Below are 13215 nucleotides of genomic sequence, written 5' to 3'. Positions count from 1 at the left end.
ATAGAAATATAAATTCTGTGATATCTATTTTTCATAATTTTCACGTTCGAAAAGGGAGGCAGAATTGTTTATTGGCTTTTCTAGGTTGCCCAGGCCCCTTATTTGAGATACGGATACCCCGTCTCTGAGATACTTCTTGGCGAAATAGTTCCCTACCGGTCAACGGTTCTCTTTGGAGTGTATCTCTGATTAACTTGATATCTGCCTCAGAAATTGTGTCACAAATAGACTGCATATACGCTGGCGTATTATCCCGTTTTATCCTTTTCCAAAGACAGGTATGATGTGTCGGAATCCATAATCCGGATATTACTTCCTCTTGCCTTGCAGCGATAGCCCGACCACCGGAGAAAGTGGGGAGGCTGGTCTTTGCTTGACTCGGGTCAGTCTTCAGGCTGATTTTTTTATTCCGCTTTGTGAGTTGTTGGTTTTTAAAAACTGTTTTTCTGTTTTTGTGACAATGATGCTCATACGATCTGTATTTCAAAAGCTGAAATTCCTGGTCAAAATCCGCCAATCGCAAGCCCTTCTTTTTCTCGCAAGATAACGCAGAAATTCCAACAAATGATCGTTTCCTTGAACAAGAGAAATTTTGTGGCGATCACGAAAAAGCTGTCCTGCTATGTGTTACAAATTCGGTTGTAACGCTGAGTATAAAGGCCGTTTAGACGTCGTATCGCTTGTGAAAAACGGCCGGCAAGTATCTGCACCAGAATATGATGATAATTTTGAATAAGGCAAAATGTAAAAATTAGGAGGTTAAACAACTCCGATGTTTCCTACTGTCAGTAGGAGCAATCAAAGCCTTGTGATCACCAATGTCTAGAAAGATATCTTCGCCCCGTCTTCGACGATTGCATGCGTGATACCTTGCGTTGGGATATTCGATTCGAAGAGGGCTAGCCATGAAACAGAGAGTATTGAAAATTGCATAATGAGTTAAACAAAGATTTGCCCCCTTTTCATTTTTCTCCATATGAGTTTTGCCTATGTTACGTACGGTTACAAGGGGCACATCCCATTTCTAAGCAAAAACCAACGTAATAACTCATGTATCATGCATACATTGACGAAGATAATGAGATCCCATATCTTGATATTGATTTCCAAATGGACTACACCACCATGAAGCTGATGAAGCATGATGTAGGCATTTGGAACAAAACAGCAAGTGAGCGAAAGTCATTGTGAGATTTGCGGCGGTGAACTTATAGAATAAGCTGGCAGCCTGACATGTTTCAATGATCAATGAGGCAATTGGCTTATGGACCCGACCAGTTCATACCCATGAACAATACAGGAGAATGATATGCTTGGAGAGAAAAAAACCGATTACGATCACATGTTCAAAGAAGACGGGGCGCGATACGCTTTCCATGACTGGCTCAGGCGTCAGAAAATCAACTGGCTTGCTATAGGCTTTTTGATTGGATATGTCTGCGGAATGATTTCGGGACTCTCTGGAAGTTGATATGGTTATCGGCTACCTGAGGGAGAGAATAATAGGGGACGTACCGGGATGCTGCTAGGTTAAGATGTTTTGCCATGATAGATTAAACAAATAACAGGCAGATAGGTGTTACCGAACATCGTTATCGATGCTTAAACTAACGCAATTCGGTACATGGCATGATAAATTTTTGAAATAAAGGGGACTAATTGATTTTGTCAATCAATTAACCGTAGAAATCGGTGATATTTACGTTCAAAATTACAATGTGTATCACACCTAGAATAATAGACATGTGATTCAACTCATACAGCGTGAGGCGTGGGCCACAAAGCCTCTTAGCTCAAGCCTAATGCTGGAACTGCGTACGCTAAGTTTGTCGAGGCGGAAGTTGGAAACGGGCTCTTGGGTGCAGCGCCGGTTAATCGGCGCATCTGCCCGGATTCAAGTGTTGCGAAGAGGATTTTGATAAACCGTCTCATTCGCAATTAGCGGGGATTAGGGTGAACAGGAATTAGGGTTAACTTCGTGATTTGTGTAAATGGTTAATGCTGCCAATTCGAATTTATATCTTTGCATTGTAGTATGCGCCCTTAACACCACAATAGATATTTCAAACCGCTAGATTGAAAATATGACGAATTATAATGATTGGCAACGTCAATGCGTTGCATAATGACATTATTTGTATAGTGGCTTTTATCCAGAAATCGTAATTTTTTCACACTCCTCTAAACTTTTATTGCTGCTATAACATGCTGTATATATAAAAAAATTAATAGAAATTTATCATTTATTTAACTTGAATTACTATGGATTTTGCTTAAGAAGTGTTACGAAATTAAATAATGTGTTATTTGGCTTGACTCGTGAGGCTCGTTTTGATAAAGCTTTACCTCCGTAACACGAATTTACAATTCTTCACACTTGATCTGTTGAGAGGGGTACATGTTTACACGAATATTCCTTGTTGCTTGTATCTTTTTTCTGCTCTGCAGCGAGATATCCGCAAAAGCTATAGAGGATTCCAGCGGCAAAACGGTTCAACTGCCAGATTCTGTGGATCATGTTATCTGTTCAGGATCTGGTTGTCTTCGTTTGCTAACCTATCTTCAGGCCCAGGACAAGATTGTAGGGGTTGACAGTATTGAAACCAGGAAAAGGAAACTTGATGCAAGGCCGTATGCTCTTGCCAACCCTCAGTTTAAAAAAATGCCAGTTTTCGGAGAATTTCGAGGATACGATAATCCGGAACGGATTTTAACCTTAGCACCTCAGCCGCAGGTAATTTTTAAAACTTATTCTTCACAGATGGGCTATGATCCTGTGGAACTTCAGCAAAAAACCGGTATTCCGGTTGTTGTGCTCAACTACGGTAATTTTACTCATCTCCGTCCCGAATTGTATAAATCATTACGTATTATGGGCACGGTTCTGGGTAAGGAGAATCGTTCAGAACAGGTGATTTCTTTTTTTGAAGAGACAACTACTGATCTAGACAAACGTACCGTAAATGTTCCGGTTGACCAACGGCCTACCGTGTATCTTGGAGGTGTGGCCTTTAAAGGGCCGCACGGGTTTCAATCGACTGAACCCGCATACCCTCCTTTCAAATTCGTCCATGCCCGTAACCTTGCCTATGATAAGGCAATGTCGAAAAAGGAATTGAGTAACTCCAATATTGCCAAAGAAAAAATTGTCGCCTGGGACCCAGAATACCTTTTTCTCGACCTCTCAACCTTGCTGTTAGGAGATAAGGCTGGTGGACTGTATGAATTGAAAACTGACCCGGCATATCTATCTCTCAGCTCAGTAAAAGAAAACCGGGTATTTGGTTTGCTTCCCTATAATTTATATACGAAAAACTACGGGTCAATTTTAGCAAATGCCTATTACATTGGTAAATTGCTTTATCCTGAACGGTTCTCCGATGTTGATCCTGACAAGAAAGCTGACGAGATCTATCAGTTTCTGGTAGGCAAACCGGTTTTTTCCACCATGAACGGATTGTTTAATAATCTGGTGTTTAAAAAGGTACCTTTAAAATAGTCATGCATTTTGATCACGGCCAGGTACCGGCAGAATACAAGCAATACATAGGCAGAAAAGCTCTGTTTGTTCTGGTTATGGCATGCGGTCTGGCTGCAGTGTTGGTTGTTGCCATCTCTCTTGGAGCCGCCAATATATCTGTATCTTCGGTAACCAAGAGTCTCTTGGGGATGGTTACTACCAAACAGGTTGAGATAATTGTCTGGAATATCAGACTACCCCAGGCACTAGCCGCTATGATAGCCGGTGGCGGTCTCGCTGTTGCCGGCGCTGTTATGCAATCGATTTTACGCAATCCGCTTGGCTCGCCATTTACCCTGGGAATATCACATGCTGCCGCCTTTGGTGCAGCTTTATCGGTCATGGTGCTGGGAGGTGGTATTATGACATCCAGTAATGTGGGTGCTGTATCCATCATTAACCCATATGTCACCACTGCATCGGCTTTTGTATTCAGCATCAGCGCTTCTTTGTTAATCATTGGGGTGACACGTACACGTGGTGCCACTCCGGAAGTAATGGTACTTACCGGTGTAGCTCTCGGTGCATTTTTTACTGCGGGGACCATGTTTTTGCAGTTCTTTGCCGATGATATGCAGCTCGCGGCCATGGTATTCTGGACCTTTGGAGATACTGCCAGGGCAACCTGGACCGAACTGGCATTTATTGCAACAGTCACTCTTTTCTGTGTGGTCTACTTTTTCAGTAACAGTTGGAATTACAACGCCATAGACGCTGGTGACGAAACTGCCAAGGGGCTCGGTGTTCGTGTAGGCCATGTCCGGCTTACAGGGATGCTGCTCGCATCGATGCTGACAGCGGTAGTAATCGCATTTCTCGGCATCATTGGATTTGTTGGACTGGTTGTGCCGCATATGGTTCGTCGGGTTATCGGTTCAGATCACAGGTTTCTGCTGCCTGCGTGTATGCTGGTAGGAGCGGTGTTGCTCCTCTTTTCAGATACAGTTGCCAGATTGGTGCTAGCACCCCATGTTTTGCCAGTGTCTGTATTGACAGCCTTCCTCGGCGCACCGGCATTTTTCTGGTTGATTATACGAGGAGGACGTCGATGATTCTGGATATCAATCAACTTGCATTTGGTTATAATGGCCACCGTATCATAAGTAATATAGACCTCAAGGTTGAGCCTGGAGAACTTTTGGCAATACTTGGGCCAAACGGAGTGGGCAAAACAACTCTCTTAAAGTGTATTAACAAAATACATCGGCCATCAGAAGGAAGCATTCTGGTTGAGGACCGCGATGTTCTTAAAATGAGTCCTGATGAGATTGCGCTCGGTATAGGTTATGTAGCTCAACGCAGCGAAACGAGTCGGTTGATAGTTTTTGATGCAGTCTTGATGGGGAGAAAACCGCATATCAAGTGGAGTGTGGCAGAGCGGGATTTGAAAGTTGTTGATGCAGCGCTTCAGCAGCTTGACCTTGCCCAGCTCTCTTTACGCTATATCGATGAATTGAGCGGCGGTGAGCTGCAAAAGGTTGCTATTGCACGTGCACTTGTCCAAGAGCCACAGTTGCTACTGCTAGATGAACCAACCAGCTCACTCGACTTGCGAAACCAGATCAACATATTATCGGTAATTAGAAAGATAGTAGATAGTCATCGAATCGGAGCTGTTATGACAATGCACGATCTGAACAGCGCTCTTCGATATGCAGACCGCTACTGCTTCCTCAAGGGTGGTATTATTCATGCGGTATGCAATTGCACTACAATATCAGCGGATATCATCGAAGAGGTCTATGGGCTTCCTGTATCAATTCATCATATAGATGATAATCCGGTGATAGTCCCGGAAGAGTTTCCCAATTAAAAGGAGCTGTAAATGACCTGTAGTTATTCAAAACAAACAATCAAAGAGACAATAGCATTTCATGGTCATAACTGCCCAGGACTTGCCATCGGTATTCGGGTGGCGGAATATGTCAAAAAAAGTTTTCCAGACACTTCCCCGGCAGCTCTTGTCTGTGTTACCGAAACGGACATGTGCGGCGTGGATGCAATCCAGTACCTTACCGGTTGCACCTTCGGTAAGGGCAATCTGATTCACTGCGATTACGGTAAGACTGCTTTTTCTTTTTATGACCGGGAAAAAAATAAAGGCATTCGCTTGCTTTTGAAACCTGATAGTCGTGGAGATTCTCAGAGTGAAACAACTGAAATGATGGCAAAAAAAGGTTCAGGAACTTTATCTGAAGAAGAGCTCCTTAAACTGACCGAACTTCGCTCCATGATGGAAAACAGGCTTATGACTCTGCCGCTGGAAGATCTATTTTCAGTTAAAGAACTGAAAAGCAAGCCCCCTCGACCACCTCGCATATTACACTCCCTGGGTTGCGAGGACTGCGGTGAACATACCATGGAGTCCCGAACCCGTCGATTTAGCGGTAAGACTCTATGCATACCGTGCTACCGGAAAGTTGAACAAAAAATGTAGGTAACTATTCGTGGGAGGGAATTAGGGGCAGCTTACTAAATGATTTTCTTTTTAATATCAACCATGGGGGTATTATAAGGATGTTCAAATTATCATTGCCAGGTAGAAGGTCTGTATACTTGCCTTATCTATCATTTAACATAATTCTTGTACATTTCCGAAATTACCCTCTGGTGAAGGCAATCTGAACAAGACTATGGTGCCGAAAACGGCAGCAGGTAGGTCATTTGAGGTATGACTTAACCTTATCAGCACTTTTTGCAGAACATTAAACTGCTCCAGAGACGCCGATCTTTATGTCCGAAAACAGTTGTCAGAGGGGGTATCTTCGACCACTTTTCTTTTCAATCGGATGATGTGGTAGTATTGCCTGCCAGAGGGCCTCACCGCTTACTTTTGCGTCAGAAACATGATGGTGCACCCACCTATTAACCGGGCAAGTGGACCAATGTTTCTGGTAAGAAATAGAGCTGATAACCTATCTATCAGCTTGGGTCATGGACAGGAATAGTCCTGAGTGGCATTCATTATTTCTGAAATAATTAACCTAGCCAGTACTAGCTTCTACCATTGCGATAATGCGTATCCCTGTAGGCCCATCGTAGAAGTATAAACTTGAAATTCATCTGATTTATACTGGCAATCGTGACACACTTGTTTTGGATTACAACTATTCTTCCATCACTCTAATACCGCCACTCGGTCGGCAATAATAACCTTTCGATCTTTGATCTCGACACCTTCAATGGTTATCAGCTCACCTTCAATCTCAAACCACATTCCGCTGAGTTTGGAGAGCTTCTCCTGGTCGGCGGTTTTCAATATCAGCTCATAAGAGGTGCCGTCAGAGGTCTTAATCGTAAACCCGGTAGTTTCTCCACCGATTGCCATCACGCCAGATGATACAGTACCTTGTGCCATAACCTTCTCAGCACCATCTCTTTTCAGGCACAACCCGGAGCGCTCATCGTAGACCTCACCGTCACTACAAGAACATTGACTCGCATGCCCCCAAGAATTGATGTCACTGGTACAGATTCCTTGCGGCCTCAGTCCGCTCCGAGGTGTAGCATTAACCGAGGAGACAAAAAAGATCACTGCTGAGATCACAAGAAAAAGAATCAGTTTCATTTAACACTCCTTATACTCGCTAAATTCATCGGAATAACAACACTACCGCCAGTCTTACTGTCAGGGTCCAGCAATGTGATCAATGCAAGAGTCTATACTAACGACCGTTTCGATTCATGGTCAGTGTTCTCGTCCCAGAACCACATATCTTGGTACTGGACGGTAACGAATGCATCATCCGGCTTCATCATCAGCTCTTGATGGTCATCAAATGCGGGAAAATCCTTATCAGATAATTTCAGCACCTGAGCTTTGAGCTTAACATTGCCAAGCCCAAGATATCAATTTCTGACTTTTCTCTATGGTTAATACTATTCCTGTACATCGCCGATTTTGAATCTCTGGTCGGCAATCATTTTCTATCTTCTCCTTTCCGGAAGAGATACAGGAATAGTGTTAACCAGCGGGAATGATGAGAAATTGATACCTTGGATTTGGCAGTGTTAACACACGGATTACCAGACCCGATTCGTTTGCAGGGTCCGTGTGCAACCGTTTGTTTGTGGAGTATTAAATTGAATCATCAAGACACGTGTATAGGTGATGATTTTTTTTGCCTCGACAAGACGGTGGACTGCTATAATTTTCAGAAGAGCTATGACAATACCAATACTCCACGGGGCATAAGAAGCTATAGTTCCATGATCGCTGCTGGTAACTTCAACGAGATCCGGTAGATCGCACCAGCATCTATAGTAACCTGAAAGTCGTTTAAAGCGTACACTACTTGGCACCTATCCCCAGGTACTCCAAGAACAGTTTGTCTCTAGCCACTGATTCTGTTGACCATCGATAGTCTGCCATAGCCGTCTGAACCCTGGTGGTTTCAATGCAGTCGAACCAGTCCAGGATCTGGGCGAGAGAGCGCTGCGCAAGCCAGTTCTCCAGTTTCTTTTCAAGCTTGATAAGTGCTTTGGTTTTTTCTGGGTCTTTTTTGCTGAGTCTGGCTCGCACTTCTTTTATTTTTTTCGTCAGGAAACAATGATAGCCCAATGAGATGAATTGTGCGAATTGCCTTCCGCGCAGATTGTCCGGGTACCATGTGCGTGGACGCGCACCATCCAGCCTTCCCTTTTGCACAGCAAAGAGTTCTTCGATTTTCTCTCGCATTCGGTAGTTCTCCAGTGCGGTAAATGTATCCATAGCCTGATTGCTGACGAGGGCAAAATAACCGAAGTACTTCTTTGCTTCGACAATGGCTTCGTCATTGAAACCTACCTTCAGTCGTCCTCCCCTTCCTTTCCTGGAATAGGTCAGGTACTTGTCGATTTTCTTTTGCGCTGAATCAGTGAACTCGGTTTGTCCCTCTTCTACTTGCGCCTTCAACTCAAACAGATCCTTTCTGAAGGCAAGTTCTTTCTTGGCTTCGTTGTCGGGAGAATAAAAAACATGCACATACAGGCGCTTTGAGATCGTTTCCTTTTCACCGGCGACTTTGCCGTTACGTGACCGCCTGCGTACACGGCTGAATTGGTGCATCCTTCGTGACGTTGCTCCGCAGATGGTCGGATCAAACGGACAGGTGCTGGACATGCCGGCAATTTTTGCACGAAGTTCATCGACCGTTTCACGAACCCAGGAAATATTTGGATCTACCAGGGTTAGGAATTTCACGTTACGCAAGGCGAACTCCATCATGTTATTCTGACTGTAGTAGCATTTATCAGTGACGATCAGAGGCTTTTCCAGATTGAGGCACTTGAGTTGTGTCAGGGTATTTTCGATGGATATGACATCTGGAATATTCCCGGGTTGTTTGGAGAAGGCCATTGGTTCGCGGCCTTTAACGGAATATAAGGTCAGAAGCTTGATCGTGTTGAGTCCGTCGCCGTCCTTATTGAATCCTCGCCGTGCCTCCGACTGGTTTTCGGAGTAGGTTGAGATGGTGGTTGAGTCAAACGCCAGTACAGGAGACTCTCCCAGGCGGGTGGCCCTGGCTGAAAAATATTGCTGAACACCATCTTCATTGCGACCAACATCCTTGAACAGCTTACCATATACGTCTTCAGTAATCGCTTCCTGGTATGGAAGGGGGTGCATTACCTGCCAACTTTCAAGGCGAGGCAGTGTGTTGCCGCCGGAACCAATCCAGTAGCGTGCGATAGAAAGCATCTTCTCCGCATCACCTTCACTGAATGAAGTACGTACCTCATTATCAATACCGGAAGTCCTCCCAACCCAGTCCAGGATGTCTGTAAGGCCGGTATGCTGACGTGTTGCATTGACAACCTTTCCTTCACCTTTGAGCTTTTTCGGACGAGTAGGCACAATTTCTTGTGTGCCCGCCTTGATTTTTCCTTTGAGCTTTTGACTGACCGTATAGGTCTTCTTGGTCTTTTCGTTATAGGCAGTAACCCGCTCATAAACGTAAATGTCACCATTCGGACGTTTTTCGCGCCGTTCACCGACGTGAGTTTTTCCTGTTATTGGCTTAGCCATACATAATCCCCCCTTTAAGATGGTCGTATAATTATAATACGCACACGTTTAAAGACAAGAAAAAAAGCACGGTAATTCAATAAAACCGTGCTTATAAAGTAGGGTCTTACGATTAGGATGTTCGCTTTAGACGATTTTCAGGATAGTAAATGTCGCCTTATGAATACGTGGACCCGCTAAGGATTGAATGTAGACATGACATGCATTTTTGATCTGGTTGCTTGTTTGGTCATCAAACAACCATCATCATGTCATGTCTATCTTTAACTCTTTTCACCGTACCAGGTACTCGTTTGCCGGATAAACCACCTTTTTTTTGCATGCCCAAATGATGGTTTCGCCCACTATGCACTATCTTTTCCCTTTCTTTTTTACTTTACAGTGAGAACATACGTTACATCGACACTAAAAATCGAAGGGCCGCTGCTAGCTACATTTTCTGGGCTTTGGTCAAAGCCGCAGATGCCACCCGTAAAACTTATGGTATGCTCGCCAGTCCCCAATGGCGGTAATGCGACATAGTAGCCGTCGTCGATAGTCTGTAGATCATTTTCCTGTACTAATGGATACTCCGGAGTTTGTGTCCGTACGATAGGATAGCCAATGGTTTGAACATGTACCCCGTCCACTGTAGCGCTGAGCTGGCACGCATAAGTCTCCAAACCGCCCCCTAGGTTTCCCGGGATCTGATCACTGAAGAAACCGTTCGCATTCTCGCGCTTTTCTGCGACTGTGCAATTACCATCGGCTTCGGGACAACTGCCGTCAGGATTGTAGAAGATAAAGTTAACGAGTGGGAAGAACAGGCGCTTTCCCTTTGGAATACTGGCAAGGCACGTCCTCGAGACTGGCTCACCAGAAAAGTTTCCCGCTAGAAACCACACTGCCCCTTTCTGTCCCGCAGAGCAGTCAACCTCGCCGTCGCCGAATTGAGCAAATTCTGTGTCATATGCCCACTGCGTCCATTTTGCTGCCAACTCTCCGTAGGTATTTCCCATCACCTTCTCGATACCTTTATCATCGAAAGCATTTGATATCGAGGTTACCAAGAGCACCGAGAACACGGCTGCTACGAATATGTATCCTAACCTAATCGTATTGTGATACTTCGTTCTGGATAACATTTTTCCAATTTTTCTCATGAGATCCTCCTTTTTGATTTATGGTTGTGTATCAGTAATTATTTATCCAATTCATTTTTTAATGAACATGTGAAGATAATTACAATATACTGTAAGTGTTATTCTCAATTGCAGATATTGCTCCATAGGCACAATGAAAATGACATCGCTCATCATTTCAGATACATATCTAACTGCAAGGGAAGTCGTATGTCTGGCAGAGAGGTGTAAAAAGAGAGAGTTTGGTGCATATGCACCAAACATGGTGGCTCATATCAACCAGGAACCAGAAGTGATTCAGTTTACTTGAGACGCCATCTGAACTTTCCAGCGATAAGAGAAACCCCTCGCCAATCTTAATAGTTAAACAAGACTGCAAACGAATGGGTGTTTCCTGTTGCTCTCAAGCTGGGGTGAAGTGGGTGACCGATGCTAGCCTTGTGGAACAAACTCAGCGATGGACAGGAAAAAGGTAATGGTTTAGAAATTTATGAAACTAGAGAGCTTCGAGATGGCTATAGTAACGCCTGCCATCACCGGCGTGAATGGCATTGTTAGGTCAGTATTTTGCAAGCTAGCAGATCGACCTATTTACCCTCTTTATAAGCGTAATTGTATCTCTGCTCAAGAAGCCTTCGAACAGATAAGAACAAATCTATGAGTTCTCGCTGCTGAGAAGTTGTTGCGCGGTGTTGCCCGAGAGCGGCAACCTGTTGCAAATCAGTCAATCCAGAGTAATTTTTAGGTCTGTAAATAAAATCTTTAGCAGATAGCCCCGTCTTGAGAGGTTCGAATTGTTGTGCGAACCATTCCACCCAAACTAGCTTCAGTAACGGCACTATCGATGGTTTTGGGTTTTTTCGATCTCGCGCATTGATGGCCCAACCTCCAAATCCCAATGTGGCTCTATTTTTCTGTTTCACTGGGGTGGCTTGAAGGATTCCTGCAGATGTTGAAGAGTGTTCGATCACACCATAAACAGCTACTGAAGTAGCAAGGTCCTCCTCTGGACTCAACATTCCGTAAGGAGTGCCCGACTCATGAATCACTACCTCTCCGGGTGCGACTAACTGCCCATCACTATTAACATTGTGGAGAAAATCCAATTGCATGGGATAACTTTCAGTAGGCCGCGCAACCCATCCTAGTGAAGGTGACATAACCCAAGAAATATCATAATAAATATCTCTAGTAAGCGCACCAAGTTCCCATAGGTAACGTGTTTCTACGCCTTTCAATCCTACGCCACTTTTTTCATCTAGGGCGCTAAGCCTGTCGATAATATGGGGAATAGCGATGTAACTCCGCCCAATAGTCACCATGATATTGGCAAAGTCTTTGTCTAAAGAAACCCTCTGCTCTAAAGAAAGCTCTGTTGATGAAAGCTTTTTATATGCAGCTTCCGCTACAGACGACAACTCGCCCAATGCTTTACGATCTTTCTCCGGTAAATTGTCGTAAAAAGACCGAAAAACATAAGCATATGAGGCCGCATTTTTCGCATGTGGAAACAGTCCCCTCATACGATTGAATGCTTCGTTAGCTTTTTCAAACTCATGCGCTGCATAATTTGATATCCCTTCTCCCCACGCTGACCAAAGTTGACGTTCAGGGGAAGTGCCCGAAGCAGATCTATAGAACTCCGCGGCCTCTAAAAATGCGCGTGCCGAAAATGCTGTGGCTGGTAAATTGACGCGAATTTGCTTAGACATTTCGACGAGAAACGAATCACCAGGATATCCTTCAAGAATGTTTAAGGTCGATTGCCGAATTCCCCAAACTGAAAATCCAATTTGCCCTCCTTCTCCTGCCTTGAACCCCAGCCCTGAAAGACCGTCAGCAATTGCCTCACTAGCCACATAGGCTGCGTAGCCTTCTAGAGTAGTCTTAGATAATTCTGCTATACGAAATGCTTTGGCAGCCAATACAAGATTTGGCAGGCTTTTGACCCAAAACCGCCTGGTTTGCGCTCGCTCAGAGTCTTGGGTTTGTACAGAATCCGTGTCGCTCGAAACCGTCCGTTGGGTCCATTCAGGACCTAAATCCATGAAAGGTACTGTATTTCGTTCCAGTATGACTGTTTCTCCTGTATCCGATATCATTCGAATTACAGTATATTCACCTGACTCAGGCACCTGTCTAAGGCTTAGTTTTCGATCGAATAGATAGTTAATCGAGTCACCTAATTGTGGAAAGCCAGTTGCTCGACGTAAAGCAGCCAGGTCGTTACGCGTCAGAGTGTCAATGGACTCCTCCATATCCATCCATTCTGGAGCCTCTCCTTTTTTCCCCTTACTTCTCAATACGAGAGATAGACGAAGTAGCCGGATAATCGCGGTTCGGCCAGCAGGTTCGTCCCGCAATTTACTACGGGAAATAGCAACAGCATCACGCATGAGTACAGGATCTTCGCGAAGTGCGGTAAACCCTGCGGCAATCTTCAACAAGTCTGCATCATTGTTCGCCGGTTGCAATTCTGCTAATACTGCTAATGTTTTTGGATCTAAGTCAGCCAGCGTGTTTTGAGCGAAAAATAAGGCCCAAGTTATAATTAGCGCTCGTAACAT

The 13215-nt window shown here is 44.4% G+C and carries 10 protein-coding genes; 6 read left to right on the top strand and 4 right to left on the bottom strand.

Going from position 1 to position 13215, the window contains the following annotated elements; translation table 11 throughout:
- Positions 1–1050 precede the first annotated feature (1050 nt).
- The 6 genes from ACHZCY_RS03230 (at position 1051) to ACHZCY_RS03205 (ending at position 5957) form a co-directional block, all read left to right on the top strand.
- Positions 1051–1191 carry a hypothetical protein gene (locus ACHZCY_RS03230; RefSeq protein WP_205224990.1) on the top strand — a complete coding sequence of 47 codons (141 nt, stop codon included), beginning with the start codon at positions 1051–1053 and terminating at the stop codon, positions 1189–1191.
- Positions 1192–1309: 118 nt separating this feature from the next.
- Positions 1310–1471 (top strand): hypothetical protein, encoded by a 162-nt coding sequence (locus ACHZCY_RS03225; RefSeq protein WP_205224991.1) that lies wholly within the window; start codon positions 1310–1312, stop codon positions 1469–1471.
- A gap of 927 nt (positions 1472–2398) precedes the next feature.
- Positions 2399–3499, top strand: coding sequence for an iron ABC transporter substrate-binding protein (locus ACHZCY_RS03220; protein ID WP_319547804.1), 1101 nt, complete (start codon positions 2399–2401; stop codon positions 3497–3499).
- Between the two features lie 2 nt (positions 3500–3501).
- The gene (locus tag ACHZCY_RS03215; RefSeq protein WP_319547803.1) at positions 3502–4572 is read left to right on the top strand and encodes a FecCD family ABC transporter permease; all 1071 of its coding nucleotides are present in this window, start codon (positions 3502–3504) and stop codon (positions 4570–4572) included.
- Positions 4569–5333, top strand: coding sequence for an ABC transporter ATP-binding protein (locus ACHZCY_RS03210; protein WP_319547802.1), 765 nt, complete (start codon positions 4569–4571; stop codon positions 5331–5333). Before ACHZCY_RS03215 ends, ACHZCY_RS03210 begins: the two co-directional genes overlap by 4 nt.
- Before the next feature lie 12 nt (positions 5334–5345).
- Positions 5346–5957 carry an FmdE family protein gene (locus tag ACHZCY_RS03205; protein ID WP_319547801.1) on the top strand — a complete coding sequence of 204 codons (612 nt, stop codon included), beginning with the start codon at positions 5346–5348 and terminating at the stop codon, positions 5955–5957.
- Between the two features lie 681 nt (positions 5958–6638).
- Here the strand turns inward: ACHZCY_RS03205 and ACHZCY_RS03200 are convergent.
- The 4 genes from ACHZCY_RS03200 to ACHZCY_RS03185 all read right to left on the bottom strand — a co-directional run bounded on the left by ACHZCY_RS03200 (position 6639) and on the right by ACHZCY_RS03185 (position 13215).
- Positions 6639–7088, bottom strand: a complete 450-nt coding sequence (locus ACHZCY_RS03200; RefSeq protein WP_319547800.1) for a hypothetical protein — start codon at positions 7086–7088, stop codon at positions 6639–6641.
- A 723-nt stretch (positions 7089–7811) separates the two neighbouring features.
- Entirely contained in the window at positions 7812–9527 is a 1716-nt protein-coding gene (locus ACHZCY_RS03195) for an IS1634 family transposase (protein ID WP_319547799.1), read from the bottom strand.
- 371 nt (positions 9528–9898) lie between these two features.
- Complete coding sequence (locus ACHZCY_RS03190; RefSeq protein ID WP_394713353.1) at positions 9899–10525, bottom strand: hypothetical protein; 627 nt, start codon at positions 10523–10525, stop codon at positions 9899–9901.
- 710 nt (positions 10526–11235) lie between these two features.
- On the bottom strand, positions 11236–13215 hold the full coding sequence (locus tag ACHZCY_RS03185) for a hypothetical protein (protein ID WP_319547797.1): 1980 nt from the start codon (positions 13213–13215) through the stop codon (positions 11236–11238).

Origin of the sequence: Desulfogranum marinum (assembly GCF_963675105.2) — a bacterium.
Classification (GTDB): Bacteria; Desulfobacterota; Desulfobulbia; order Desulfobulbales; family Desulfobulbaceae; genus Desulfogranum; species Desulfogranum marinum.
Note: the sequence above shows the minus strand (reverse complement) of the source record. Positions and strands in the feature narration are given on the sequence as shown.